Genomic DNA, 26374 nt, shown 5'->3' with positions numbered 1-26374 from the left:
TATGAGCCAGGATGCCGTCCACACCACCGCCCGCCTTTACCTCTGCACCGATGCCCGACGGGACCGCGGCGACTTTGCCGACTTCGTGGATGCGGCATTTGCCGGCGGAGTCGACATCATTCAGCTGCGCGACAAGTCCCTGGAAGCAGCCGAGGAGCTGGAACTCCTGGAAGTCCTGCACCAGGCAGCCCAGCGTCACGGCCGGCTCTGGGCCGTCAATGACAGAGCGGACCTCGCCTCGCTTTCCGGGGCTCCGGTGTTCCACATCGGGCAAAAGGACATCCCACTCGGCGCCGCCCGCGACTTCCTCGGCAAAGGCGCCGTGATCGGGCTGTCCACGCACACCCCGGAACAGGTCGATGCCGCCATCGCGGCCGCCCCCGGCCGCAACGGACTGGACTACTTCTGTGTCGGGCCGGTCTGGGCCACCCCGACGAAGCCGGGGCGCGCCGCCGTCGGGCTCGAACTCGTGCGCTACGCGGCCGACGCCATCCGCCGGGCCGAGGCAACAGGCGGGGGCAAGACCGCGGGCAAAGTCGCGGGTGTCGTGCCGTGGTTCGCGATCGGCGGCATAGACCTCGGAAACGTGGAGCAGGTCGTGGAGGCCGGCGCCCGCAGGATCGTGGTGGTCCGCGCCATCACGGAGGCCGACGATCCCGCGGCCGCCGCCAAGTCACTGCTCGCCGCACTCGACGCCGCGGAGCGCTGAGTCCGGGCTGCCCGGTTAGCCGGCCAGGCTGCCCGGTTAGCCGGCCAGGCTGCACGGTTAGCCGGCCAGGCTGCACGGTTAGCCGGCCAGGCCGAGTTGCGCCATCCGGCGCGAGTGGTTGGCCGCCAGTTCCGCCATCAGCCCGCGGACGAGTTCCCTGGTCCGGTCCTCGTCGGCGCCGATCAGGCCGCCGAGGAACGCGTGCTCGAAACTCACCCGCTGGGCCTGGGTCAGGGCCTCGCCGAGCAGGCGTCTTGCCCACAGCGCCAGCCGCGACGCCAGCCTCGGGTCATCGGCGAGGGCGGTCTTGAGCCGCTCCCGCAAGACGGCCGTGGCCTCCTCATCGGCCTGGATCTGCTCCACCAGGGCCCGGGTGTCGGCGTCGACATAGCGGGAGATGGCGCGGTAGAAATCGGCGGAAACGGTGTCGATCACATACGCCTTCATCAGGGATTCGTACCAGTCCGCGGGGCGGGTGCGTTCGTGGAAGTGGTCCACGGACGGCTGGAACGGCAGCATGGCGGCCTCGGTATCCAGGCCCATGGCCTCGAGCTTGGCGCTGACGAGTTCGTAGTGCTGGAATTCGATCACGGCGATCCGGCCCAGCACCGCGCGGTCGTGCAGCGTGGGTGAATAGCGGGCATCGGAGGAGAGCCGTTCGAAGGCGGAAAGCTCGCCGTAGGCCATCACGCCGAGCAGATCCATCAGAAAGCTGTTGTAAGGGGCAGGATCGGCCGGGGATGCGCTCATGATTCAAGACTAATGGGGCAAATGAAGCTAATCTGATTTTCGTGTCCCATCATCGTCTGACCCCGAATGTGCACCAGCAGAAGAACCAACTTGCCGAGGCGCTCAACGCGCTGCGCACCACGCTGGAACTGCCGGGCCCCTTCCCCGAAGACGCGCTCCGGGAGGCGAAGGAAGCCGTGGCCGGGCACGAGCTTCCGGAGCTGGATTTCACGCATATCGACTTCGTGACCATCGATCCGGCGTCCTCCACCGACCTGGACCAGGCGCTCTTCATCGACCGTTCCGGTGCCGGCTACAAGGTGTTCTACGCGATTGCCGACGTCCCCTCCTTTGTGGCCCCCGGCGGGGCGCTCGACGCCGAGACCCGCCGCCGGGGCCAGACCTTCTACACCCCGGACGGCCGGATTCCGCTGCATCCGGAAGTCATCAGCGAGGAAGCGGGAAGCCTGCTCGCCGGGCAGCTGTGTGCCGCCTTCGTCTGGGAATTCATGCTGGACGACGCCGCCGAGGTCTCTGCGGTGCAGGTCCGCCGTGCGAGGGTGCGCAGCCGTGCCAAGCTGAGCTACCACGGAGTGCAGGCCGAGCTCGACGCCGGCACCGCCGCGCCCGTCCTGGAGCTGCTCAAGGAAGTCGGGATGAAGCGCGTGGAGCTGGAACGGCTCCGCGGAGGCGCCAGCCTGAACATGCCGGAGCAGGAAATCGAACAGCTGCCCGACGGCGGATACCGGATCGTGGCTGCGCCGCCGCTGCCAGTGGAGGACTGGAACGCCCAGATTTCCCTGATGACGGGAATGGCGGCGGCGGGGATCATGCTGGCGGGCAAGGTCGGCATCCTGCGCACGATGCCGCCGCCGGATGAAGCCTCGCTGGCGCATTTCCACCGCCAGACCCGCGCCCTGGGCAAACCCTGGGACGGCCAGATGAGCTACGGCGAGTACCTGCGCACCCTCGACCCCACCGACCCCCGGCAGCTGGCGATCGTGCACTCGGCTGGCATGCTGTTCCGCGGCGCCGGCTACACACCTTTCGACGGCACGGTTCCCGAGGCCGCCATCCAGGCCGCCATCGGCGCCGCCTACGCCCACTCCACGGCCCCGCTGCGCCGCCTGATCGACCGCTTCGTCCTGGTGATCTGCGAGGCGCTCAGCAACGGCACCGCTGTTCCGGACTGGGCCCGCCAGGCCCTGCCGTCCCTTCCCGCGATCATGGCGGCGTCTGACCAGCTGGCCGCGAGGCTGGAACGCCTCTCGCTCGACACCGTCGAGGCGGCGCTGCTGGTCAACCACGTCGGCCAGGAGTTCGACGCCGTCGTCATTTCCGGCTCCAAACCCGCCCGGAACGGGAAACCCGCCAACGGGAAAACAGCGAACGGCAGGAACGGCAACGGCGCCGCCGGCACCAAGGCGGGCAACGGAAGCGGGCCCTCCGGGATCGTGCAGATCGCCGAGCCTGCCGTCACCGCCCGCTGCCCCGGCGAACTGGAGCCGGGCACCCAGGTCCGGGTCCGGATTGTGTCCTCCGACATCGCCACCCGCGAGGTCAGGCTGGAGCTGGTGGGCTGAGCGCCCGGCAGGGTTCCCGCGCGCATCTTTTCTGACACAGCGCGGTCCGTCGAGGTTCCGGGCCGCGTACAGCTAGACTGGAAGGGTAGATATGGATGCCCGGTCGTTGATTTCCTTGATTTTCGAATTCAACAAGCCCGCCCCTACGCGATCTTGAGATAGACCCGCTGGTCCCCAGTGCCAGCAATTAGATAGCCCGCGATCGGCTTCCACTGGAATTGCCTGCGCGCCTGAGCGTGCTCCGGAACGGCCACCCGGCCGGCCCCGTTGAGCAAGCAGCGCAGCCCAAAATGAATAAGGAAACTCCCCTAGTGAGTGAATTGCACACGCACCAGCTTCTGACCGACGAATCCGGAACGGAAACGATCGAGCCGGAAGAGACCATCATCTCGGACGAGAAGCCGCATGAGATCGCCGAGAAGACGTTCGCGGACTTCAACGTCCGCGCCGATATCGTGGAGTCGCTGGCCGACGCCGGCATCACGCACCCCTTCCCGATCCAGGCCATGACGCTGCCGGTCGCCCTCAGCGGCCACGACATTATCGGCCAGGCCAAGACCGGCACCGGCAAGACCCTTGGCTTCGGCATCCCGGCGCTGCAGCGCGTCGTCGGACCGGACGACGCCGGCTACGACGCCCTCCCCGCTCCCGGTGCCCCGCAGGCCCTCGTGATCGTGCCGACCCGCGAACTGGCCGTCCAGGTCGCCGGCGACCTGCAGAACGCCGCCCGCAAACGCAACGCCCGCATCACCACCATCTACGGCGGCCGGGCCTACGAGCCGCAGGTTGAGTCGCTGCAGAAGGGCGTCGAGATTGTCGTCGGTACCCCCGGGCGCCTCATCGATCTCTACAAGCAGAAGCACCTCGTCCTGAAGAACGTCAAGATGGTCATCCTGGACGAGGCCGACGAAATGCTCGACCTCGGCTTCCTGCCCGACGTCGAGACCCTCATCGCCGGCACTCCCGCCGTCCGCCAGACGCTGCTGTTCTCGGCCACCATGCCCGGCCCGGTCGTCGCCATGGCCCGCCGCTACATGACCAAGCCGACACACATCCGCGCCGCCGACCCGGACGACGAAGGCCTGACCAAGCGCGACATCCGCCAGCTGATCTATCGTGCCCACAGCATGGACAAGATCGAGGTTGTTGCCCGCATCCTGCAGGCCCGCGGCCGCGGCCGGACCATCATCTTCACCAAGACCAAGCGGACCGCCGCCAAGGTAGCCGAGGAACTGGTGGACCGCGGCTTCGCGGCCGCCGCCATCCACGGCGACCTGGGCCAGGGCGCCCGCGAGCAGGCGCTCCGCGCCTTCCGCAACAACAAGGTGGACGTCCTTGTCGCCACCGACGTCGCCGCCCGCGGCATTGACGTCGACGACGTCACGCACGTCATCAACTACCAGTGCGTTGAGGACGAAAAGATCTACCTGCACCGCGTCGGACGCACCGGCCGCGCCGGCAACAAGGGCACGGCCGTGACCTTCGTTGACTGGGACGACATGCCCCGCTGGGGCCTGATCAACAAGGCCCTGGGCCTGAGCGTCCCGGAGCCGGTGGAAACCTACTCCTCCTCCCCGCACCTCTTCGAGGAACTCGACATCCCTGCAGGCACCAAGGGCCGTCTGCCCCGCGACAAGCGCGTGCTGGCCGGCGTTGACGCCGAGGTCCTGGAGGACCTGGGCGAGACCGGCAAGAAGAACGCCCCCCGCACCGGACAGGCCGGCGGCGGCCGCGACGCCAGCGCCCGCACCGGCGGACGTGACAGCGCCCGCACCGGCGGACGCGACGCCAGCGCCACAGGCACCACCGGCGGCGGCCGTGACGGCGCCCGCACCACCGGCGGCAGCCGCGACACCCGCCGCAGTGGCGGCGCCACCGCCGCTAAGGACAGCGGACGCTCCGGCGACCGCCGTCGTCGTCCGGCCGAGGCTGAAGCCAGCACCGGTCCCGCCGCCGAGGCACCGACCCGGTCCGGTGCGGCCGCACCGACCGAAGTCGACCGCGCCACCCGCGCACGCCGCCGCACCCGCACCCGCCGCCACAACGGCGAAGTGGTTGCCGGCGAGGCACAGGTCGGGGCTCCGGCAGGCAGCACCGAGGCCTAAACCCCCTCATGACTGACACCGTCTGGGCGCCGGACGGCGGCAATCTGGTGGTACACGCGGACAACGCGGAGTACCTCCCGACGCTGCCGGACGGCGCCTTCACACTCATTTACGTGGACCCGCCCTTCAACACCGGCCGGGTCCAGAAGCGCCAGGAAACCAAGATGGTGCTCAATGCCGGCGGCGACGGCGACCGGGTCGGGTTCAAGGGCCGCTCCTACGACACGATCAAGGGAGCGCTGCACAAGTACGACGACGCGTTCAGCGACTACTGGTCCTTCCTGGAGCCGCGGCTCGTCGAGGCCTGGCGGCTGCTCGCCGACGACGGCACCCTGTACCTGCACCTGGACTACCGCGAGGTGCATTACGCCAAGGTCATGCTGGACGCCATCTTCGGCCGCGAGTGCTTCCTGAACGAGATCATCTGGGCCTACGACTACGGCGCCCGCGCCAAGTTCCGCTGGCCCACCAAGCACGACAACATCCTCGTGTATGTCAAGAACCCCACGAAGTACCATTTCGACAGCGCCGAAGTGGACCGGGAGCCCTACATGGCCCCCGGCCTCGTGACCGCGGCCAAACGCGAGCTCGGCAAACTGCCCACCGACGTCTGGTGGCACACGATCGTCTCCCCCACCGGCAAGGAGAAGACCGGCTACCCCACGCAGAAGCCCGAAGGGCTGATCCGCCGCGTGGTGGCGGCCTCCAGCCGCCCCGGCGACTGGTGCCTGGACTTCTTCGCCGGCTCCGGAACCCTCGGCGCCGTCGCCGCGAAGCTCGACCGGAAGTTTGTCTGCGTGGACCAGAACCAGCCGGCCATCGATGTCATGGCCAAGCGGCTTGCCCCGCACGCCGCCTTCACGGAGTTCCCGGGCACCTGACGCCCGCCCGCCCCCTGTTGCTCTCTCACTTTTGGTGGCCATTTGGGCCCCATGGGGACCAAAACTGATAGCGCAACGGGTGGCGGGGCGGGGACCTGACCCTGCCCTGGCCCGTCAGCGCACCACGGGGGTTCCGGTTCCCAGTTCCTCGATCCGGGCGAACACCTCGGACGAGGTGAGGTTCTCGCCCAGCCGGTTCGGCTTCCCTGTCCCGTGGTAGTCGGAGGACCCCGTGACCAGCAGGCCGTGCCGGGCCGCGAGTTTGCGCAGAAACGTCCGGCCCTCCTCGGGATTGTCCCGGTGGTAGATCTCCAGCCCGGCCAGCCCGGCGTCGATCATTTCCTGGTAGACGCGCTCCCCCACGATCCGGCCGCGGGCGGACGCCACCGGATGGGCGAACACCGGCACGCCGCCGGCCTCACGGACCAGCTCGACGGCGAAGGCCGGGTCGGGCGCGTAGTGCTGCACGAAATAGCGTGAATGCGAGGTCAGGATGGATTCGAAGGCCTCCGTGCGGTCCGCGACCACGCCCGCGGCGACGAGGGCGTCCGCGATGTGCGGCCGGCCCAGGGTGGCGCCGGGCGCCACATGGTGGATGACATCGTCCCAGCTCAGCGGGTAGTCCTCCGCGAGCAGACTGACCATCCGCTCGGCCCGGGTGAAGCGTGCATCCTTGGCCTTGGTGATTTCCTCCAGCAGCCCCGGGTGTGCCGGGTCGTGCAGGTAGCAGAGGAGATGGACGCTGATGCCCTCCGTCGTCCGGCAGGAAATCTCCATGCCGGGAACCAGCGCCACACCGTGCCCGCGGGCGGCAATGGCGGCCTCGGCCCACCCGGCGGTGGAGTCATGGTCGGTCAGGGCGATGACGTCGAGCCCCGCCTCCGCGGCAGAGGCCATCACCGCCGCGGGCGCTTGGGTGCCGTCGGAAACATTCGAGTGGGCATGCAGGTCAATCCTCACCTCCCCAGCCTAGTAGATCGGCGCCGCGGCGCCCCGGGATCAGCTCCGCCGGCCTGTTGGCCTAAGCCGCTCCGCTGGTGAGACGATGGGACGGTGAACGATGCAGATAACACCCAAGTCTCCGCTTCCCAGCCCCTCGACGAGCGCGTCAACAACCGCTCACAGCGGCCCAGCTCCGATGCCTTCAAGGCGTTTATGGCCAGCAACTGGGCCCCGTCCCCCGTGCAGCGTCCGGAACGCGACGCCGTCGCCGGGCACGCCGCCGCCCGGCGGCGCGCCATCTCAGAGCAGTTCAAAGGCGAACGCCTGGTCATCCCCGCCGGTCCGCTGAAGGTCCGCTCCAACGACTGCGACTACCGCTTCCGCCCACACTCCGGCTTCGCGCACCTCACCGGCCTGGGCCTGGACCACGAGCCCGACGCCGTGCTCATCCTGGAACCTGCGGGGGAGGGCAAGGGCGACGACGGCGGCCACCACCGCGCGACGCTCTACTTCCGTCCGCTGGCCGGCCGCGACACCGAGCAGTTCTACGCCGACTCCCGGTCGGGCGAATTCTGGATCGGCGCCCGCCCCACCCTGGCCGAGTTCAAGGCCCGCCTCGGCCTGGACACCGCCGACATCAGCGAACTCGAACTGGGGATCACCAAGAACGTTGGCGCCCCGGAAATCGGCGGGATCTCCATCCGGCTGGTGCGGAAGGTGGATGAGAACATCGACGCCCTCGTGGACACCGCCCGCTACAACACCGCCAAGGACCCGGAGAACTTGGACCTGGGCATCCTGGACGCCCTCGACGAGAAGCTCACCGAAGCCCTCTCCGAGCTGCGACTGCTCAAGGACGAGTGGGAAATCGAGCAGATGAAAACCGCCGTCGCCGCCACGGTGCAGGGCTTCACCGAGGTCGTTAGGGTCCTGCCGCGGGCGCTCACCCACCAGCGCGGCGAGCGTGTCGTCGAAGGCGCGTTCTTCGCCCGGGCCCGGGAGGAAGGCAACGAGCTCGGCTACGACACCATCGCGGCCGCCGGCAACAACGCCACAGTGCTGCACTGGACCCGGAACACCGGCAAGGTCAACGCCGGGGAGCTGCTGCTGCTCGACGCCGGCGTCGAAGCCGACTCGCTCTACACCGCGGACATCACCCGCACCCTGCCGGCCAACGGCACGTTCTCCGCGATCCAGCGCAAGGTCTACGAGGCCGTGCTGGATGCCGCCGACGCCGGTTTCGCCGCCGCGCAGCCGGGCACCAGGTTCCGCGACATCCACACGGCCGCCACCACCGTGCTGGCGGAACGGCTGGCCGAATGGGGCCTGCTGCCGGTCTCCGTGCAGGAAGCCATCAGCGCCGAGGGCCAGCAGCACCGCCGCTGGATGCCGCACGGCACCAGCCACCACCTCGGCCTCGACGTGCACGACTGCGCCCAGGCCAAGCGCGAGCTGTACCTCGACGGCGTGCTGACCCCGGGCATGGTGTTCACGATCGAACCCGGGCTGTACTTCAAGGACGAGGACCTTGCCATCCCGGAGGAATTCCGCGGAATCGGTGTCCGGATCGAGGATGACATCCTGATGACCGCCGACGGTCCGGTCAACCTCAGCGCGGCCCTGCCCCGCAGGGCCGATGACGTCGAGTCCTGGATGGCGGGCATCTACCTGGAAGCGGACGGCCAGAGCGCCTAGGGCACCCCGTCCCGGCCCGCGCTGCCGCAGTCACGCAGAAGGTGACACGCCACAGCTGAGACGCAGAAGGTGAGACGCAGAAGGCCTCCGACCGGATGATCCGGTCGGAGGCCTTCTGCGTTGCCGCCTAGTGGCGCGGGTTGCCCTGGTCGGGATCCTGCTTGGGCGCGTCGGTGACGCGGACCCCGTACTGCGGGCGGCCGTCCGGCAGGTCCGGGTAGGCGAACCCGGCCGGTTTGGGGACCTCTTCCGTCTCCGCTGCGGTATGGGCCGGCTGGGCCGGCTCCGCGTGCTGGCCAGGCTCTGCGTGCTGGCCTGCGGCCGGCTGGTTGCCGGGCTGCCCTGCACCGGGCTGCTGTCCGTCGGCTTCGGGGGTCCGCTGGCCGTACGGGTCGTTCCAGGCCGCCGGGCGCTGCGGGGCGTGGCCCTGCTGGCCCGGCTGCTGGGCTCCCTGCTCCGGACCCGGCTGGTAGGGCTGGTGCTGGTAGTCGCGCTGGGAGTAGCCGGCCGTTCCGGCGGAGGCCGAGGCGTCATGCTGGGTCATCGGGAGCTGGTGCAGCAGCCGCCGCGCTTCGTGCGCCGCTTCGAAGGAAACAACGACGTCGTAGTTGGTCGCCACCACCTGGCTTGTGGAGGTGAAGTCGCGTTTCCCCCGCTGCATGGCGTACGTGACAATGCCGAAGAGCATAAAGAACGCCGCACCCATGAGGACCGACGTCATGATCGAGAAGGCGCCGTCGGTCGTGGAGAAGAAGGAGAGCATGATGCCGACGAACAGGCCGAACCACATGCCGCTCAACGCCCCCGAGAGCGCCACCCGTGGGTAGGTCAGCCTGCCGGTCACCCGCTCGACCATCTTCAGGTCGTTACCGACGATCGAGACCATCTGCACCGGAAATTGCTGGTCGGCGAGGTAGTCCACCGCCTTCTGGGCGTCCAGGTAGGAGTTATAGGAACCAACGGTGTCGCCCTTGGGGACACTGCGGGCCTCGTCCGGGCCGTTGGGGGCGCCAGCCCTGGGAGCACCAAAAATGTTTGACATACCACCATTCTTACCTATCCGGCTGGGCACCGGCTGTAAATTCAGCTAAAAGAGAGCGGACTCGGTAGCCTGTAGTGGTGAGCACAAATCTATCGCGGGTGTTTGTTGCGCGCCTCCTCGGCCTGGACGTCTTCGACCCACTGGGCGACCGCCTGGGCCGGCTGCGCGACGTCGTCGTGCTCTCCCGCGGGACCCGGAGCGCCCCCCATGTGGTGGGCATCGTCGTGGAGGTCCCCGGGAAGAAGCGGGTCTTCGTCCCGATGACCCGGATCACGTCGATCGACCAGACCCAGATCATCTGCACCGGGCTGGTGAACCTGCGCCGCTTCGAGCAGCGCGGCGCCGAAACCCTTGTGGTGGCCGAAATGTTCGACCGCCGCGTGACGCTCGCCGACGGCAGCGGGGACGCTACCATCGAGGACATTGCGATGGACAAACACCGCTCGGGCGACTGGTTTGTCAGCAAGCTCTTTGTCCGGCGCGGACATTCCCTCTCGCCGCTGAGCAGGCTGCGCCGCAACGAGACGATGATCATCGACTGGGCCGACGCCCAGCAGGGCGCCCGCACCGAACCCCAGGCCGCCACCCAGTTCGTCGCGACCCACGAGGACCTCAAACCTGCCGACTTCGCCGAGGCCCTGCAGGAGATGAGCGACAAGCGCCGCTTCGAGGTCGCCAGCGAGCTCCAGGACGAACGCCTGGCCGACGTCCTGCAGGAGATGCCCGAAGGCGACCAGGTGGAGATCCTCTCCGCCCTGGACGTAAACCGTGCAGCGGACGTGCTGGAGGAAATGGACCCGGACGACGCCGCCGACCTCCTCGCCGAACTGCCCACCGCCCAGGCCGAAGAACTGCTCCAGCTGATGGAACCCGAGGGCGCCGACGACGTCCGCCGGCTGCTCGAATACGACGAGGACACCGCCGGCGGCCTGATGACCCCGGTCCCGGTCATCCTGCCGCCCGAAGCCACCGTCGCCGAAGCCCTGGCCCATGTCCGCCGCGAAGAGCTCTCACCCGCCCTGGCATCATCGATCTTCATAGCCCGGCCTCCGCTGGAGACGCCCACGGGCCGTTTCCTCGGCGTCGTGCACATCCAGCAGCTGCTGCGCTACCCGCCCCCCGAACCGCTGGGCAACCTCGTGGACAAGACCCTGGAGCCGGTGTCGGACCAGGCCCACATCAGCGAGGTGGCCCGCACGCTGGCCACGTACAACCTCAACTCGCTCCCCGTCGTCAACAGCGACGGTCGGCTTGTGGGGGCGGTGACTGTTGACGATGTGCTGGATCATCTGCTGCCCGATGACTGGCGCGCCCACGAGGACGATGTCCCGATAAGGAAGCTTGGAGGCCGCATTGGCTGATAACAGCGCACCACGGAACCCCCATGTCCGGCCGGGCAGCAAATCGGACAAAGGCAGCCTCGACACACCCCTGAGCGGCCGCCAGCGCATCCTGCCGAAGTTCTCGCCCAACCCGGACGCCTTCGGCCAGACCACGGAAGGCTTCGCCCGCTTCATGGGCACGCCGCAGTTCCTCGTCTACATGACGGTCTTCGTGGTCATCTGGCTGGGCTGGAACACCTTCGCCCCGGTGGAGTGGCAGTTCGACTCGCGGGCCCTCGGATACACCCTGCTGACCCTGATGCTCTCGCTGCAGGCCTCCTACGCCGCCCCGCTGCTGCTCCTTGCCCAGAACCGGCAGGACGACCGTGACCGCGTCTCCCTCCAGCAGGACCGCCAGCGCGCAGAACGCAACCTCTCCGACACCGAATACCTGACCCGGGAGCTCGCCTCGCTGCGGATCGCCCTGCGGGAAGTCGCCACCCGAGACTACGTCCGGGCCGAACTGCGAAGCCTGCTCGAGGACATGCTGGAAGCGCAGGATGAACTGCGCACCCATGACCCCTCCGCCGGCGTCCACGAGTCCCCGCGGGAGAAGATCAAGGAAAAGTTCAAGGACCGCCGCGACAAGCAGCGCAGCCCCCGGACCCAGCAGACCGCCCGGGTCAAGTCCGACAGCAAAAACGACGCCAGGCCGAACAAGAAGGCCGACACCACACCGCCGGACACGCTGCAAGGCGCCGGACCGGACAGCGCCGACACACCGGCGCTTCCGGGGTCCCCCGAGAACTGAGCAGCCACCGCATGAACCCTCCCCAGGACAGCACCACCCAGGACGGCACCGCTCCCGGCACCGCCGAGCCCGGCACCGCCGAGGGCACCTCCGCCGTGGAACGCGCAGTGCGCGCCGCACTCGCCACCGTGATCGATCCCGAACTGCGCCGCCCCATCACCGAACTCGGCATGGTGGACACGGTGGAGGTTTCCGACGGCGGCCGGGTCCGGGTTGCGGTGCTCCTGACCATTGCCGGCTGCCCGCTGCGCGGCACCATCACCGCCGACTGCGAGGCTGCGCTGACCGCGGTACCCGGGGTCACCGGCGTCGAGGTCGAGCTAAAGGTCATGACACAGGAGCAGCGCGACGCCCTCAAGGAGCAGCTCCGCGGCGCCGGCGGCCAGCGCGGGATCCCGTTCAACGAGCCCGGCTCGCTGACCAGGGTGTACGCCGTCGCAAGCGGCAAGGGCGGTGTGGGCAAGTCCTCCGTGACGGTGAACCTCGCCTGCGCCCTGGCCGCCCAGGGGCTGCGGGTGGGGATCGTGGACGCGGACGTCTACGGCTTCTCCGTGCCGGCACTGATGGGCATCAGCCAGGCCCCCACCCGGGTGGATGACATGATCCTGCCACCGGTGGCCTACGGGGTCAAAGTCATTTCCATCGGGATGTTCGTCACCGGTAACCAGCCGGTCGCCTGGCGCGGGCCCATGCTGCACCGGGCCCTGGAGCAGTTCCTCACCGACGTCTACTTCGGCGATCTGGATGTCCTCTTCCTGGACCTGCCGCCCGGTACCGGCGACATCGCCATCTCCGTGGCCCAGCTGCTGCCGCAGGCCCGGATCCTCGTGGTGACCACGCCCCAGGCTGCGGCCGCCGACGTCGCCGAGCGGGCCGGGGCGATTGCGACCCAGACCGGCCAGAGCGTGGCCGGCGTCGTGGAGAACATGTCCTACCTGGAAATGCCCGACGGCGGCCGGATGGAGCTGTTCGGAAGTGGCGGCGGCGCGGTGCTCGCCGAGCGGCTGTCTGCCACGGTGGGCACCGAGGTTCCGCTGCTCGGACAGATCCCGCTGGACATCCTGCTGCGGGAAGGCGGCGACGCCGGGGTTCCCCTGGTGCTGGGCCGTCCCGAAACCCCGGCGGCTGTGGCACTGCTGGAGATCGCCGGGAAGCTCGCCGCCGTGCCGCGCGGGCTGCGGGGAAAGCCGCTGGGACTGCAGCCCCGCTAGCTAGGTCGCCTCGGTGTCGAAAGGTGCCGGCTCGCCGTCCGGGAGGCGCTCCACTGCCCGGGCCGGCTGGCGTTCGGCAGCTGCGCTGGCGGCCGCCACGGTGGCGACGGCGGCGGGGGCGCCCGCGCTGACGGGCTTGGTGTCATCCTCCAGCAGGGCTTCCTTGATGATCCTGCGCGGATCGTACTGCCGGGGATCGTATTTCTTCCAGTCGACGTCATCGATGTCGATGCCGACTTCTTCCTTGATCTGCTCCCGGGCCCCGGACGCCATCCGGCGCACTTCCTTGACGATGTTGGCCAGTTTCTGGGTGTATTCGGGCAGCCTGCTGGGACCAATCACCAGAAGGCCGATGATCAGCAGAAGTACGAATTCCGGTCCATTGATTCCAAGCACTGTAGGAAGATTACCCTCTCAATCGGGGCCGGGACGATTCGGCCGCGACACACGGGCCGCGCCCTCGACGGTTCCGCCGGTCACGGGGCCAGCAACTCCACGATCCTGCCCAGTCCGCGCTCCAGCCGCACGGTGACGTTGGGCCCGGCGTCGGCCCCTGCCTCATCGGCCGCCCCCGGGGCGCCGGCTGTTGCCGGGCCGTCGGCTGTTCCCGGCTTCGCGGCCTCCCCGTCACCGGGTGCCCCCGCTGCCGCGGGCCGGGACCGGACCAGGGCTGCCACGGCGTCGGCCGCGTGTTCCGCGGGCTGATCCGAGACATAGGTGAAGGTGGCGTCGCCCGCCTGGTAAATGGCGGTGAAGGGGGTCGAGTGGTTGATCCAGAGGCTCCCGCGGCCTGCCCCCGCGGCCGCGCCCGCCGCGGGGCCGCGCTCCGCGGCTGTCGCCGCGGTGAAGCCGTCCGACGTCGCGGGGTGGCCGGTGAGCACGTTGACCGGGACTGCAGGGGCGGCCTGGGGCCCGGCTCCTGCAGTGCCTGACTGCCGGGGGCCGTCAGGGTGCTGTTCGAGGATGGTGGCGGAATCCCGGCCGTCGGTGAGACGCAGTTCGAGGATGTCCCCGCCGGCCAGCACCCCGGCCCTGGCCCAGACCAGGTGGTATCCGAGCTCACGGAGCTCCGGGCAGGTCCAGCCCTGGGCGCGCAGAGTGGCGAGCTGCGCGGCGGTGAGGGCCCCGTCCGGTGTGAAGTCAGGTTTGCCGGTCAGGCTCCAGGCCGCGGGCGTCCCGGCCCCCGCCTCGACGGCAGCGGACATGGAGAGGTCCCGCTGCAGGAAGACCGGGGCGGGCGCTCCGGACTCCTGCGGAGCGGCGTCGGCGCCCATCAGGTAGGCCGCTCCGCCCAGCAGCGCCGCAGCGGCTGCCGCGCCGCCGGTCACGAGCACGGCTGCCCGGAACGCCGGAGGGAGGCGTCGGGCGGCTGGCCGCGGCGGGGCCGGCGGTTCCCGGCGGGCGAGTTCCTCGGTGCGTGCCAGCAGGCGCGCGGTCAGGTCACTGCTGGCCGTCGGGATTTCAGCGCCGCGCAGCCGTTCCAGGTACTGGCGTTCGCGGCGCTGCTGAAGCCGGCATTCCGAGCACGATTGCAGGTGCCGGCCCCGCCGTTCGTGGGGGCCGCGCAGCAGGCGTAGCAGCAGACGCATCGCCTGGTTCAGAGCAGGCCGGCAATGCGCGGCAGCTTCAACCGCGGCTTCAGCGAGGACTTGGCCGGCTGCTGCGGCCGCGGATCACGGTGCGCCAGCTTCTCCCGGAGCATGGTCCTGCCGCGGTGGATCCGGGAACGGACCGTTCCGAGTTTGATGCCCAGGGCGACGGCCACCTCGTCGTAGGACAGCCCTTCGAGGTCGCAGAGGACGACGGCGGCGCGGAAATCCGGGGGAAGCTCTTCGAGGGCGGCCTGCACATCCACGTCAAGGTTGTTGAACTCGAAGCTCTGCTCCGGTCCCGGCTCGCGTCCGGGCAGACGGGATTCGGCGTCGTCGGCCAGTGCGTCGAAGCGGATCCGGCTCTTGCGCCGCGCCTGGTCCAGGAAGAGGTTGGTGGTGATCCGGTGCAGCCAGCCGTCCAGGGTGCCCGGCTTGAAGTTCTCGAGCGAGCGGAAGACGCGGACGAACACTTCCTGGGTGAGGTCCTCGGCGTCGTACTTGTTGCCGGTGAGCCGGTACGCGAGGCGGTATACCTTCGCGGAGTGGTTGGTGACCACTTCCTCCCAGGTGGGCCGAACCCATTCGGCTTCCGCCGCGGGCTGGGACTCTTCAGTTGCAGGGACAGCTGCCAAAACCGACATTGTCCGCTCCCCTCGTGGATGGTGCTTACGCCATGGACGGTGCTTGCGGCTGCAAGCTCCTGCATCCTTGATTCGGCGCCGATCACCACGCGGATGAGCGGATATCCATCATTTCAAAATAAGCTGGGAATTTCCTGACGCCAGGGCTCCTTCCGCCCACGGCGGAACCGGCTGCCGGCGCAGTGGCATCGGGCCCGGAGGGCAGGGAAGAGTCGACCCCGTTCCGGCGGGGAACCAGGTGGACGCCATCACGGCCGGAGCGGGGGCGCCTCCCGGCCGCGTAGCACCGGACACAGTAGGCTGGAGTCAACAATCCCCTGCCGCCCAGAAAGCGAATTACATGAGCGCCGATAAGTCCACGAGCTGGTCCTACGCAGAAGATCTGCCTGCCGAGGACGAGGTCCTGTTGCACGCGCGCGAACGGTCGTTCGAACTGGGCGTCACCCCGGTGGGCCCGGGCGTCGGAGCCGTCCTGACGGTCCTGGCCGCCGCGTCCAAGGCCCAGACCGCGGTTGAAATCGGCACCGGCGCGGGCGTCTCCGGCGTCTGCATCCTGCGGGGCCTGGGTCCCCACGCGGTCCTGACCACCATCGACGTCGACGTCGAGCACCTGAAAGCCGCCCGGGAGGCGTTTCAGGAAGCCGGCAGCCCGGCCAACCGCACGCGGACCATTTCCGGCCGGGCCCGCGACGTCCTCCCCCGGCTGACGGACGGCGCCTACGACCTCGTCTTCATTGACGCCGACAAGCCGAACTACCCCGGCTACGTGGAACAGGCCATCCGCCTGCTCAAGGCCGGCGGCCTGCTGATCGTCAACGATGCGCTGGACAAGGACAAAGTCGCGAACCCGGCCGCGCGCGAGGCCACGACGGTGATCCTGCGCCAGGTGGGCAAGTCCATCCGCGACGACGAGCGCCTCGCGTCAGCCATGCTGCCCACCGGCGACGGCCTGCTGGTCGCCGTCAAGAAATAGGCTTCCGTCAGCCGCGGGCACCCCGGCCGGCGGAGCACGGGCCGACGGAGCACGGGCCGACGGAGAGCGAAAAAGCCGGACCGCAAAAGAGGGCGGGGTCTGCAGCCTTCCGGCTGCAGCCCGCCCTCTGTCAAAGAGTTAAGTATTGCTATTCGGTAACGCCGACGAGGCATTCCCTCAAGTTGGTAGCTTCGGCAGAATTGAGTTCGACCACGAGGCGTCCGCCGCCTTCAAGCGGGACGCGCATGATCAAGCTTCGTCCTTCTTTGGTAACTTCCATCGGGCCGTCGCCGGTGCGTGGTTTCATAGCCGCCATAAGGAATATCCCCTTCATTAGTCCAATGACATACCAGCCCGGCCGGGCTGCGTCCGCTTAGTCAATCAAGCTGCCGGCGGCCATTGATGGCAGAGCCATCAGGGCCATATAGTCAGTTTGCTTCTTGTCCTTGCTTACCATCTATTATCGCGTAACAACGCGGCTGTAGCTAATCGTTGGACATTCCGCCTCGCCGTGTCATGCCGGGCCGGCAGCCGCGAAACGTGAAGCGCGTCACGGCGGATAGTCGCCTCCGCCGGGCAACGGCGCCCAGGCCCACAACCAGACGATCCAGACGATCTGCAGCAGCAGGAACATGAGGACCACCGTGCCCCGGTACGCACGGGACCGGGAGATCAGGGCTGCGCTGAGGGCCAGCGGGAACAGCGGAAGCAGCATCCGGAAGGTGCTCGTCTGGGGGTGCAGGAACAGCAGCAGGTAGCCCAGATAGCAGGCGCACCACAGCCGCAGTTCCGTGCCCAGCGCGCGCACCGGGCGGGACATCATGAACCAGGCGAACAGCGCAACGAAGACGAAGGGTGCCAGCAGGCCCAGGACCGGGCCGAAGAGCAGGACGCCGGTGTCGAACCAGGGTTTGAACGGCACCAGGTCGTGGCCGCGCCAGACGGTTTCCGTCTTGGTATAGGCCTGGATATCCCCCGTGACGGCCCAGGCGATGGCCGGCCACATCAGCGCGCCGGCCCCACTGACCACTGCCAGCCCGGCGAGCGACCAGAACTGGCGGCCGCCGTGGGGCACGGCGCCGGACCTCGCGGCGGGGCCCACCGCGGCGGGGTCCTGTGATATCGGGCCGGGAACCGGGCCGCGCGCCGCGCTGCGGGCCCCGCTGCGGGCCGCCTCGAAGTACTGCCACGCCCGGCGAAGGAACAGCAGCCCGATCATCGCCGCGAACGGCACACCGGTCGGCCGGGACAAACACATCAGCGCAACGACGGGCATGGCCCACAGATACCGGCGTTCCAGCACCAGCAGCAGGGCAGCTGCCAGCAGGAGCAGGTTCAGGGACTCGGCGTACGGCACTTGGAGCACCGGCGAGACCGGAAAGGTGGAGACGAACACCGTTCCCCACAGTGCGGTGCGGTGCGGGGCCCGGCGCCTGAAGAGTTTGTAGATGACCAGCGCCGCGCCCAGGCCGCACACCATCGCGATGAGCGTCAGGGTGAACGCCGGGTCCATACCGGTCAGGCCGGCGACCACGCGGCCCAGGACGGGAAAGAGCGCATAGAACGCCCAGGCATTTTCCTGGACGTTTCCGGCCCCGTCGGTGGGGAGAACCGCCGGGTAGCCGTTCCTGAGGACCTCGCCGTACCAGCGTGCATCCCAGATATTGACGAAGGACCAGTAGTCCGGTTTGGCGGGAAACCAGGGGTTGACGCCCTGATGCAGGGCTGCTGCCATAAAGATGCAGGCACTGATCAGCCGCGCGGCGGCGTAGAGCCCGCCCACCTGGACCCACCAGGGCCAGCGGGCCACCCGGGCGCCGGCTGTCGCGACGGCATTCCGGACCGTTCCGGGGGCGCCTTCCGCGGCCGGCCGGTTTTGCCGCTGAACCGTCTCCGGCGCCCGGGCCGAGGCGTGCTCACTGCTCACGGAGCCTGCTCCGGAACATCGCGCAGGCGTCCCAGTTCCGTCCCCAGGTCCGCGATCTTCCGGTCCTTCGCTGAGAGCTGTTCCCGCAAGTCGTCCAGCACCTGGTCCACCTGGTCCATCCGGTACCCCCGCAGGCCCACAGCGAACCGGAGACGGTCGACGTCGGACGGTTCCGCCTCGGCGGGCAGCAGCACGGGCGGCAGGTTGGCAACCGGCTGGTCGAAGCCGTCATCGAGGGCCCGCGCCGCGCCGTCGCCACCGCCTCGTCTGCCGTGGAAGACTTTCGACACCCTGCCGGTGCCGAGGAGGAATGCGGCGCCGGCCAGCGCAATCGCAAGGAAGACCAGGAAGAAGCTCACTCCCCCATCGTGCCAGACGACGGCATGCCCGGTGGGCGCGTGGGGGCCCGTCAGCCCCGCGTGCCGCCGGCGTCGCCGCTTCCGGCCCCGTTGCCGTTCACGGATCCGTTGCCGGTGGTGCTGCCGTTCACGGATCCGTTGCCGGTGGTGCTGCCGTTGGGGTTCCGGTGCCGGGCGGCGCCCTCCACCACGAGCTCCACGGCGAGCGCGGGGTCGTCCACGACCTGCAGCAGGTCCAGGTCCTCCTCGGACATCATGCCTTCGGCGACCAGCGTGGTCTGGATCCATTCCACCATCGGGCTCCAGAACGCCGTTCCGATCAGCACAATCGGAAAGGACGTCACCTTCCGGGTCTGGACAAGGACCATCGCTTCGAAGAGTTCGTCCAGCGTCCCGAGGCCGCCGGGCAGCACGATGAACCCCTGGGCGTACTTCACGAACATGGTCTTGCGGGCGAAGAAGTAACGGAAGTTGACCCCCAGGTCCACCCACTGGTTCATGCCCTGCTCGAAGGGCAGTTCGATGCCCAGTCCTACCGACACCCCGTTGCCCTGCACTGCGCCCTTGTTGGCTGCCTCCATCGAGCCGGGACCGCCGCCGGTGATCACAGCCAGCCCGGCTTCTGCCAGCTGGCGGCCCACCTCGACAGCGAGTTCGTAGTTCAAGCTGCCGGGCACGGTCCGGGCCGAGCCGAAGACGCTGACCGCCGGGCCCAGGTCGGCCAGCGCGCCAAAGCCCTCCACAAACTCGCTCTGGATCCTCAGGACGCGCCACGGGTCGGTGTGGACAAACTGGCCCGGCCCCTTCGTGTCCAGCAGGGTCCGGTCGGACATCGTGACCTTGGCGGCCTTGCGGCGCAGCTCCAGGGGACCCTTGTGCCGGATCCCGCCCGGGGGCGGCGTGTCACGGTGTCCGGCTGCCGTCTGCGCGGCGGCCTTTCCGGCGGGTGTGGCGGCCGTTGCTGCCGCGGTCTTTCCGGCGGCTGAGCCGGCTTGGGCCGGGTCTCCGTTGTGCTGCGGATCGGTACTCATGCCCACAGGTTAGCGCGGATATCCGCCTGCGCCGGTCCGGCACGGCAGAGGCTTGGGGCCGCCGGAGCCAGATCCGCCAGCCGGCCCCGAAGGGTACCGGACGCCGCCCCGAGCAGGCTGACCTGCAGGTATCTCTTGAATCACGATCTGCCGGAAGTGTGAGTGATTGGCATCATATGCCCGCAATGTTCGCTAGATTCTTCTTATGACTACTCAAGTGCCCGGCGACGCGCTCGTCTCCCTGAACGCCGTCAATAAGCATTACGGCCAGTTGCACGTCCTGAAGGACATCAACCTCAATGTCCGCAAGGGCGAGGTTGTAGTCGTCATCGGGCCGTCGGGTTCCGGCAAGTCAACGCTTTGCCGGGCCATCAACCGCCTCGAGACCATCGACGACGGCGTGATCAAGATCGACGGCAAGGTGCTGCCCGAGGAGGGCAAGGAACTCGCCAAGCTGCGCGCCGACGTCGGCATGGTCTTCCAGTCGTTCAACCTCTTTGCCCACAAGACGATCCTTGAGAACGTCACTCTTGGCCCCATCAAGGTCAAGGGAATTTCGAAGACCGAGGCCGACAAGGACGCCATGGCCCTGCTGGAGCGCGTCGGCGTCGGGCACCAGGCGCCCAAGCTTCCGGCCCAGCTGTCCGGCGGACAGCAGCAGCGTGTGGCGATTGCCCGCGCCCTGGCCATGAAGCCGAAGGTCATGCTTTTCGATGAGCCCACCTCCGCCCTTGACCCGGAAATGATCAACGAAGTCCTCGACGTGATGATCCAGCTGGCCAAAGAAGGCATGACCATGATCGTGGTGACACACGAGATGGGCTTCGCCCGCAAGGCCGCGGACCGCGTGGTCTTTATGGCCGACGGCCAGATCGTCGAAGACGCCACGCCTGAAGAGTTCTTTACCAACCCCAAGAGCAGCCGCGCCAAAGACTTCCTCTCCAAGCTGCTCACCCACTGAGTTCCCTCCGAGTTCGCACCCTGGCCGCCGTGAGGCGGCCGTCCAATGAAAGGAATGTCATGAAGGCATTTATGACCCGAAGGAAATCCCTTCTGGTTGCCGCATCCGCAGCTCTGGCCCTCAGCCTGAGCGCCTGCGGCGGCAGCAGCACCTCCACTTCAAACCCGCCTGTCGCCGAGAAGCCGAGCTTTGCTGCCGACACCACCATGGCCAAGCTTTCATCCGCCGGCAAGATCGTCATCGGCACCAAGTTCGACCAGCCGCTGTTCGGCCAGAAGGGCCTCGACGGCAAGCCTGTCGGGTTCGACGTGGAAATCGGCAAGCTGATTGCCGGCAAGCTGGGCATCCCCGCCGACAAGATCGAATGGAAAGAAACGGTTTCCGCAAACCGTGAGCAGTTCATCAAGAACGGCGACGTCGACATCATCGTGGCGACATACACGATCAATGACAAGCGCAAAGCCGAAGTTTCCTTCGCCGGCCCGTACTACGAGGCCGGTCAGGCCCTCATGGTGAACAAGGACAACACGTCCATCACCAAGCCCGAAGACGTCAAGGGCAAGAATGTCTGCTCCGTGACCGGGTCAACCCCCGCCGCGACGATCGTGGAGAAATACGGAGCAGTCCTGGTTCCGGCCGCGACCTACTCCGCCTGCCTCGAGCCGCTGCGCAACAAGCAGGTTGAGGCGATCACCACCGACAACGTCATCCTCGCCGGATTCGTTGCCAAGGAGCCGGACGCCTTCAAGCTGGCATCGGACCAGACCTTCACCAAGGAGCCGTACGGCATTGGCCTGAAGAAGGACGACACCGCATTCCGCATGTGGATCAACGACCAGCTGGAAGCCTTCGACAAGGACGGTTCCTACAAGAAGGCCTGGGAGGCCACCGCCGGAACGGTCATCAAGACCGCGCCCACGCTTCCCCCGATCGACCGCTACTAGCCAGGTGTGGCGGTTGCCGGGGCCCGCGCCCGTCGCGGCCCCGGTAACCGCCACTCCCGTCTTTCCGCCCCACTTCCCTTAAGGCAGCCGAAGGAACCTATGGACGTCATCATTGAAAACCTCCCCCAGTATTGGGACGGCTTTCTCAGAACCCTCTTCCTGTCCGTGGTTTCGGGGATCCTTGCGCTGATCTTCGGCACCATCCTCGCGGCAGCCCGCGTCTCGCCCATCGCAGCCCTGCGCGGCTTCAGCATGACGTACGTGGAGATTGTCCGGAACACGCCACTGACCATCGCCTTCTTCTTTGCCGCAGTGGTCCTGCCCCGCCTCGGGGTGACATTCCAGCAGTTCGAAGTCGCCGCCATCATCGCCCTGAGCGCCTACACCTCGGCCTTCATCGCCGAAGCGGTGCGCTCGGGCGTCAACAGCGTCCCCGTCGGCCAGGCCGAGGCCGCCCGCAGCATCGGCATGAAGTTCAGCCAGGTCCTCAGCCTGATCATCCTGCCGCAGGCCCTGCGCACGGTGATCCCGCCCATGATCAACATCCTCATTGCGCTCGTGAAGAACTCCTCGGTCGCCGGCGCGTTCTACGTGCTGGAACTCTTCGGCTACGGCCGGCAGCTCGCCAACGCCAACGGCGACGCCGTGCTGTGGGTCCTCGTCGGCATCGCCTTCTTCTACCTGCTGATAACCGTCCCGCTTGGCTATGTGGCCACCGTGGTTGAACGAAAGGTGGCGATCGCCCGATGACCTCGGTCCTTTACGACGTCCCCGGGCCCAAGGCCCGCCGCATTTCCCTGATCGGCTCCATCATCGGCATCATCGCGATTGCCGGTCTGCTCGTCTGGGCCATCTCCATCCTCGCCCAGCAGGGAATCTTTGAGGCAAAGCGCTGGGAAGTCTTCCAGATCCCGGATGTCTGGGCGCTGATCGGCAACGGCATCCTCGCCACGCTCAGCGCGGCTGCGGTGGCTGCCGTGATCGCGTTCCCGCTTGGGCTGGTGCTGAGCCTCATGCGGATCTCCGACGTCGCCTGGATCCGGATCCCGACACGGATCGTGCTGGAGTTCCTGCGCGGCATGCCCGTGGTCCTGATGATGTTCTTCGTGCTGCTGGTGTTCGCGACGGGCTCGTTCGTCGCCGTTGTGGCCGGCCTGGTGCTCTACAACTCCGCGATCTTCGCCGAGATCATCCGCGCCGGCATCCAGTCCCTGCCCAAAGGCCAGCGCGAGGCCGGCCTCGCGATCGGCCTCACCAGTTTCGCCTCCCGGCGCAGCATCGAGCTGCCGCAGGCGATCCGGCGCATGCTGCCGTCGCTCGTGGCGCAGCTCGTGGTGCTGCTGAAGGACACCTCGCTGGGCTACATCGTGTCCTACGAGGAACTGCTGCGCAAAGTGCAGATCATGGCCGACTTCCTCGGCCCGGCCTACCTGTTCCCGGTGTTCTTCGTGGCTGCGGCGATCTACATCGCCATCAACTTCTCCGTCTCCCGCCTGGCGATCTGGATCGAGAAGCGCGGTTCCAAGAAGGCCGCTGGCGGCGTCGTGCACGTGCCGGTCGCAGGGATCCCCACCAAGTAGGCTCCCCGCGACGCGGCCCGCTCCTGCGCCGCGCAGCCCCATACGCAAAAGGTCCGGAATCCCTCTCGGGGGTTCCGGACCTTTTGCGTGTGGTCTTGCGTGTGGCGGTGCGCGGTCTACCTTGTGCCGGCTGCGGGGTTACGCCGTGAGCCAGCTCCGCAGCACCCGCAGGCATTCGCGGATCGCGTCGGCCTCGACATGTTCGTTGTCCTTGTGCGCCAGCAGGGCGTCGCCCGGGCCGAAGTTCACCGCCGGGATGCCCAGCTCGCTGAAGCGGGCGACGTCGGTCCAGCCGTATTTCGGTTTCGGCGCGGCCCCGACGGCGGCAACAAAGGACGCTGCGGCCGGGTGGTGGAGTCCCGGCCGCGCGCCGGCGGCGCTGTCGGTCCGGACGACGTCGAACCCGTCCAGCAGGTCCCGGACGTGCTGTTCGGCCTCGTCCGGGGTCTTGTCGGGGGCGAAGCGGTAGTTGATTTCCACGACGCACCGGTCCGGAATGACGTTGCCGGCGGTCCCGCCATTGATCTTCACGGCGTTGAGGCTTTCCCGGTAATCCAGGCCGTCCACGGTGATGGTCCGCGGCTCGTACGCCGCGAGCCGGGCGAGGATCTGGGCTGCTGCGTGGATCGCGTTGCTTCCCATCCAGGCCCGGGCGGAATGCGCCGCCTCACCCACGGTGGTCGCTTCGAAGCGGATCGTGCCGTTGCAGCCGCCCTCCACCGTCCCGTCCGTGGGTTCCAGCAGGATCGCGAAGTCCCCGCCCAGCAGGCCGCCGTGGTTGCGGACGAGCCGGCCCAGCCCGCTCTTGACGGCCTCGACCTCTTCATGGTCGTAGAACACGAAGGTGATGTCCTTGTCCGGTTCCGCGCCGCCGTCGAACAGCCCTGCGGCCAGCGCCAGCTGCACGGCGACGCCGCCCTTCATGTCGGTGGACCCGCGGCCGTAGAGGATGCCCTCGCCGGGTGCCCCTGAAGGCCAGTAGGACGGGACGCTGCCGAGGGAGCCCTCCGTGGTCGGCAGGGGCACGGTGTCCAGGTGCCCGGCCAGGATGACGCGTTCGGCGCGGCCGAGGTTGGTGCGGGCGATGATCGAGTCCCCGTCCCGGACCAGCTCGAGCTGCGGGATGGCGCGGAGGGCATGCTCCACGGCATCGGCCAGCTCCCCCTCCTCACCGGAGACGCTGTAGATGTCGATGAGCGCCGCCGTCAGCAGCGCCACGTCCTGGCGCAGGTCCAGGCGGGCGGCGTGCGGGCGGGCGGCGTGCGGGCGGGCGGCGTGCGGGCGGGCGGTCGGGTGCGCGTTCAAGTCCGGGGCAGTCACCGTCCCACTTTATCCGCTGAACTTCCCCGCCGCCCCGGCTGTAACCGGTTTCGGGGAGGGCATGTGCCGTCTATAGACTTGGGGCATGACTGAAACCGCTTCTTCCGCTGTGCCCGCAGACGCCCGCTCCGCCTATGGTTACGGCGTCGCCACGATCGCCACCGGCAGCGGTGAAGGCACCGTCCTGGACGTCTGGTTCCCGGCTCCGGCCCTCGGAACGGCCACAGACCGCCTCCGCGACGTCGCCAACGCGGACCAGTCGCTGCTGGACATCGCCGAGACAGGGGCCGATCCCGACCGCGGCACCGAGCAGAAGGTCGTGTTCGTCCAGATCCACCTCGACGAGGCCCCGGCGGACACTGCCGACGCCTACCTGCGCCTGCACCTGCTCTCGCACCGGCTGGTGCAGCCAAACAGCATCAATCTGGACGGCATCTTCGGCAATCTCCCCAACGTGGTGTGGACCAACTTCGGGCCCGCCGCCGTCGAGGGCTTCGAACTGACCCGGGCCCGGTTGCGCAAGCGCGGCGCCGTCACTGTCTTTGGCGTGGACAAGTTCCCCCGCATGGTCGACTACGTCATTCCCTCCGGTGTGCGCATCGCCGACGCCGACCGGGTCCGACTCGGCGCGCACCTGGCCGAGGGCACCACGGTCATGCACGAGGGCTTTGTGAATTTCAACGCCGGCACGCTTGGCACGTCCATGGTGGAAGGCCGCATCTCGGCCGGTGTGGTCGCCGGTGACGGCTCCGACGTCGGCGGCGGCGCGTCGATCATGGGGACTCTCTCCGGTGGCGGCAAGGAAAAGATCTCCCTGGGCAAGCGGGTGCTGCTGGGCGCCAACTCGGGCGTGGGCATCAGCATCGGCGACGATTCCGTCGTCGAGGCCGGGCTTTACGTCACGGCAGGAACCCGCGTGCGCGTCGTCGGCGCCAAGGACGCCGACGGCAAGGACACCAGCCAGGTCGTAAAGGCCGTGGAGCTCTCCGGCGTCCCCAACCTGCTCTTCCGGCGCAACTCCTCCACCGGTGAAGTGGAGGTCCTCCCGCGTCAGGGGCAGACCGTGGAACTCAACGAGGCCCTGCACGCCAACTAAGGTTGGGTGCGGAACGCCAGGCGTTTGCAGAATGTACCGGCCCGGAAAGGGCCCGAGGGAGTAGTTTCGTGGCACGCAGAGGCAGTTTGCGCCGTCGATTCGTGCTGCTCCTGACCCTGGCCATGGTCGCGGGCGGAACCTTCACCGCGATGGCCTTCGTGCAGCGGTCCGAGGTCCTCATCACCGAACACTGCACGGCCGCGGGCGGCGGCAGCGCGGACCTCGCCACGGACCAGGCCGCCAACGCCGGCCTGATCACCGCCGTCGCCGTCCGCCGGGGGCTCCCGGCCCGGGCGGCAAGCATCGCACTGGCCACGGCCATGCAGGAATCCAAACTCCGCAATATCGGCCACGGCGACCAGGCGGGGCCGGACTCCCGCGGGCTCTTCCAGCAGCGCCCCTCCCAGGGCTGGGGGACACTGGAGCAGGTGATGGATCCGTACCACGCGACCAATGCCTTCTACGATGCCCTCGCGAAGGTCCCCGGCTACGAGACACTCGACATCACCGTGGCCGCGCAGACGGTCCAGCGCTCCGCCTATCCTGACGCCTACGCCCAGCACGAGGTGATGGCCCGCGCCTTCGCCTCGTCGCTGACCGGCCAGACCCCCGCGGGACTCGACTGCTCGCTGCGGGACCCGGACGCCGCGGGCGACACGGCTGCCGTGCAGGAGCGTCTGGCCGCGGCCTTCGGCGGCCTCCCGGCCTCCACCGAGGGCCGCACACTCCTGCTGGACGCCGAGGGGACCCAGGCCTGGGCCGTGGCGCAGTGGGCGGTTGCCAACGCCAAGGCCCTCTCCATCACGGAAGTCCAGGCGGAGGGCCGTAGCTGGTCGCGCCAGGCCCGCAACGGCTGGCAGTCCGCCGAGGTACCGGCGGGACAGGTCAGGGTCACGGTCGCCGAGGCACCGAAGCCGTAG

26 protein-coding genes are annotated in these 26374 nt (G+C 68.3%); 15 read left to right on the top strand and 11 right to left on the bottom strand.

What is annotated here, in order from left to right:
* Window position 1 precedes the first annotated feature (1 nt).
* On the top strand, window positions 2–709 hold the full coding sequence (gene thiE, locus AC1MFL_RS15080) for a thiamine phosphate synthase (RefSeq protein ID WP_479810736.1): 708 nt from the start codon (window positions 2–4) through the stop codon (window positions 707–709).
* 78 nt (window positions 710–787) lie between these two features.
* Here the strand turns inward: thiE and AC1MFL_RS15075 are convergent, their stop codons facing one another.
* Window positions 788–1459 carry a ferritin-like fold-containing protein gene (locus AC1MFL_RS15075; RefSeq protein ID WP_479810734.1) on the bottom strand — a complete coding sequence of 224 codons (672 nt, stop codon included), beginning with the start codon at window positions 1457–1459 and terminating at the stop codon, window positions 788–790.
* A gap of 41 nt (window positions 1460–1500) precedes the next feature.
* Between AC1MFL_RS15075 and AC1MFL_RS15070 the strand changes: the two genes are divergently transcribed.
* The 3 genes from AC1MFL_RS15070 (at window position 1501) to AC1MFL_RS15060 (ending at window position 6007) form a co-directional block, all read left to right on the top strand.
* Entirely contained in the window at window positions 1501–3021 is a 1521-nt protein-coding gene (locus tag AC1MFL_RS15070; RefSeq protein WP_479810732.1) for an RNB domain-containing ribonuclease, read from the top strand.
* A 311-nt stretch (window positions 3022–3332) separates the two neighbouring features.
* Window positions 3333–5126 carry a DEAD/DEAH box helicase gene (locus AC1MFL_RS15065; RefSeq protein ID WP_479810730.1) on the top strand — a complete coding sequence of 598 codons (1794 nt, stop codon included), beginning with the start codon at window positions 3333–3335 and terminating at the stop codon, window positions 5124–5126.
* Window positions 5127–5134: 8 nt separating this feature from the next.
* Window positions 5135–6007 carry a DNA-methyltransferase gene (locus tag AC1MFL_RS15060; protein WP_479810728.1) on the top strand — a complete coding sequence of 291 codons (873 nt, stop codon included), beginning with the start codon at window positions 5135–5137 and terminating at the stop codon, window positions 6005–6007.
* Window positions 6008–6121: 114 nt separating this feature from the next.
* On the opposite strand, the gene AC1MFL_RS15055 is transcribed toward AC1MFL_RS15060, so the two are convergent.
* Complete coding sequence (locus AC1MFL_RS15055) at window positions 6122–6967, bottom strand: PHP domain-containing protein (RefSeq protein WP_479810726.1); 846 nt, start codon at window positions 6965–6967, stop codon at window positions 6122–6124.
* Window positions 6968–7060: 93 nt separating this feature from the next.
* Between AC1MFL_RS15055 and AC1MFL_RS15050 the strand changes: the two genes are divergently transcribed.
* Window positions 7061–8644, top strand: a complete 1584-nt coding sequence (locus AC1MFL_RS15050; RefSeq protein ID WP_479810724.1) for an aminopeptidase P family protein — start codon at window positions 7061–7063, stop codon at window positions 8642–8644.
* A gap of 127 nt (window positions 8645–8771) precedes the next feature.
* Here AC1MFL_RS15050 and AC1MFL_RS15045 read toward each other — a convergent pair whose 3' ends face one another.
* Window positions 8772–9686, bottom strand: coding sequence for a YflT domain-containing protein (locus AC1MFL_RS15045; protein WP_479810722.1), 915 nt, complete (start codon window positions 9684–9686; stop codon window positions 8772–8774).
* 77 nt (window positions 9687–9763) lie between these two features.
* Here AC1MFL_RS15045 and AC1MFL_RS15040 point away from each other — a divergent pair, with 77 nt between their 5' ends.
* The 3 genes from AC1MFL_RS15040 to AC1MFL_RS15030 are packed head-to-tail and all read left to right on the top strand — an operon-like array spanning window position 9764 to window position 13030.
* Window positions 9764–11047 carry a magnesium transporter MgtE N-terminal domain-containing protein gene (locus tag AC1MFL_RS15040; protein ID WP_301224814.1) on the top strand — a complete coding sequence of 428 codons (1284 nt, stop codon included), beginning with the start codon at window positions 9764–9766 and terminating at the stop codon, window positions 11045–11047.
* Window positions 11028–11819 (top strand): DUF1003 domain-containing protein, encoded by a 792-nt coding sequence (locus tag AC1MFL_RS15035; protein ID WP_479810719.1) that lies wholly within the window; start codon window positions 11028–11030, stop codon window positions 11817–11819. Before AC1MFL_RS15040 ends, AC1MFL_RS15035 begins: the two co-directional genes overlap by 20 nt.
* Before the next feature lie 11 nt (window positions 11820–11830).
* Window positions 11831–13030, top strand: a complete 1200-nt coding sequence (locus AC1MFL_RS15030; protein ID WP_479810717.1) for an Mrp/NBP35 family ATP-binding protein — start codon at window positions 11831–11833, stop codon at window positions 13028–13030.
* Here the strand turns inward: AC1MFL_RS15030 and AC1MFL_RS15025 are convergent, their stop codons facing one another.
* The 3 genes from AC1MFL_RS15025 to sigE form a co-directional block, all read right to left on the bottom strand.
* On the bottom strand, window positions 13031–13426 hold the full coding sequence (locus tag AC1MFL_RS15025) for a twin-arginine translocase TatA/TatE family subunit (protein ID WP_479810715.1): 396 nt from the start codon (window positions 13424–13426) through the stop codon (window positions 13031–13033).
* 80 nt (window positions 13427–13506) lie between these two features.
* Window positions 13507–14619, bottom strand: a complete 1113-nt coding sequence (locus AC1MFL_RS15020; RefSeq protein ID WP_479810713.1) for a hypothetical protein — start codon at window positions 14617–14619, stop codon at window positions 13507–13509.
* Between the two features lie 8 nt (window positions 14620–14627).
* A complete protein-coding gene (gene sigE, locus AC1MFL_RS15015) occupies window positions 14628–15263 on the bottom strand; it encodes an RNA polymerase sigma factor SigE (RefSeq protein ID WP_226762284.1) in 636 nt (211 codons plus the stop codon).
* A gap of 340 nt (window positions 15264–15603) precedes the next feature.
* Here sigE and AC1MFL_RS15010 point away from each other — a divergent pair, with 340 nt between their 5' ends.
* Window positions 15604–16236 (top strand): O-methyltransferase, encoded by a 633-nt coding sequence (locus AC1MFL_RS15010; protein WP_479810711.1) that lies wholly within the window; start codon window positions 15604–15606, stop codon window positions 16234–16236.
* A 148-nt stretch (window positions 16237–16384) separates the two neighbouring features.
* Here the strand turns inward: AC1MFL_RS15010 and AC1MFL_RS15005 are convergent, their stop codons facing one another.
* The 4 genes from AC1MFL_RS15005 to AC1MFL_RS14990 all read right to left on the bottom strand — a co-directional run bounded on the left by AC1MFL_RS15005 (window position 16385) and on the right by AC1MFL_RS14990 (window position 19355).
* Complete coding sequence (locus AC1MFL_RS15005) at window positions 16385–16552, bottom strand: DUF3117 domain-containing protein (protein WP_301224828.1); 168 nt, start codon at window positions 16550–16552, stop codon at window positions 16385–16387.
* Between the two features lie 234 nt (window positions 16553–16786).
* Complete coding sequence (locus AC1MFL_RS15000; protein ID WP_479815490.1) at window positions 16787–18046, bottom strand: hypothetical protein; 1260 nt, start codon at window positions 18044–18046, stop codon at window positions 16787–16789.
* Between the two features lie 113 nt (window positions 18047–18159).
* Window positions 18160–18522: a DivIVA domain-containing protein gene (locus AC1MFL_RS14995; RefSeq protein ID WP_479810710.1), complete on the bottom strand. Its 363-nt coding sequence runs from the start codon at window positions 18520–18522 to the stop codon at window positions 18160–18162.
* Window positions 18523–18572: 50 nt separating this feature from the next.
* The gene (locus AC1MFL_RS14990; RefSeq protein WP_479815488.1) at window positions 18573–19355 is read right to left on the bottom strand and encodes an LOG family protein; all 783 of its coding nucleotides are present in this window, start codon (window positions 19353–19355) and stop codon (window positions 18573–18575) included.
* Between the two features lie 403 nt (window positions 19356–19758).
* Between AC1MFL_RS14990 and AC1MFL_RS14985 the strand changes: the two genes are divergently transcribed.
* The 4 genes from AC1MFL_RS14985 to AC1MFL_RS14970 all read left to right on the top strand — a co-directional run bounded on the left by AC1MFL_RS14985 (window position 19759) and on the right by AC1MFL_RS14970 (window position 23038).
* A complete protein-coding gene (locus tag AC1MFL_RS14985; RefSeq protein ID WP_479810708.1) occupies window positions 19759–20514 on the top strand; it encodes an amino acid ABC transporter ATP-binding protein in 756 nt (251 codons plus the stop codon).
* Window positions 20515–20573: 59 nt separating this feature from the next.
* Window positions 20574–21458 carry a glutamate ABC transporter substrate-binding protein gene (locus AC1MFL_RS14980; protein WP_479810706.1) on the top strand — a complete coding sequence of 295 codons (885 nt, stop codon included), beginning with the start codon at window positions 20574–20576 and terminating at the stop codon, window positions 21456–21458.
* Window positions 21459–21557: 99 nt separating this feature from the next.
* Window positions 21558–22208, top strand: coding sequence for an amino acid ABC transporter permease (locus AC1MFL_RS14975; protein ID WP_479810704.1), 651 nt, complete (start codon window positions 21558–21560; stop codon window positions 22206–22208).
* A complete protein-coding gene (locus AC1MFL_RS14970; RefSeq protein ID WP_479810702.1) occupies window positions 22205–23038 on the top strand; it encodes an amino acid ABC transporter permease in 834 nt (277 codons plus the stop codon). The genes AC1MFL_RS14975 and AC1MFL_RS14970 overlap by 4 nt, the downstream gene beginning before the upstream one ends.
* 138 nt (window positions 23039–23176) lie before the next feature.
* Here the strand turns inward: AC1MFL_RS14970 and dapE are convergent, their stop codons facing one another.
* Window positions 23177–24274 (bottom strand): succinyl-diaminopimelate desuccinylase, encoded by a 1098-nt coding sequence (gene dapE, locus AC1MFL_RS14965; RefSeq protein ID WP_479815486.1) that lies wholly within the window; start codon window positions 24272–24274, stop codon window positions 23177–23179.
* A gap of 169 nt (window positions 24275–24443) precedes the next feature.
* On the opposite strand from dapE, the gene dapD reads away from it, so the two are divergent.
* Together dapD and AC1MFL_RS14955 are read left to right on the top strand one after the other, a co-directional pair.
* Complete coding sequence (gene dapD / locus AC1MFL_RS14960) at window positions 24444–25454, top strand: 2,3,4,5-tetrahydropyridine-2,6-dicarboxylate N-succinyltransferase (protein ID WP_479810700.1); 1011 nt, start codon at window positions 24444–24446, stop codon at window positions 25452–25454.
* A 68-nt stretch (window positions 25455–25522) separates the two neighbouring features.
* Window positions 25523–26374, top strand: a complete 852-nt coding sequence (locus AC1MFL_RS14955) for a hypothetical protein (protein ID WP_479810698.1) — start codon at window positions 25523–25525, stop codon at window positions 26372–26374.

Source organism: Arthrobacter sp. BG3 (assembly GCF_056680185.1).
This window is presented reverse-complemented; position numbering and strand designations above follow the sequence as displayed.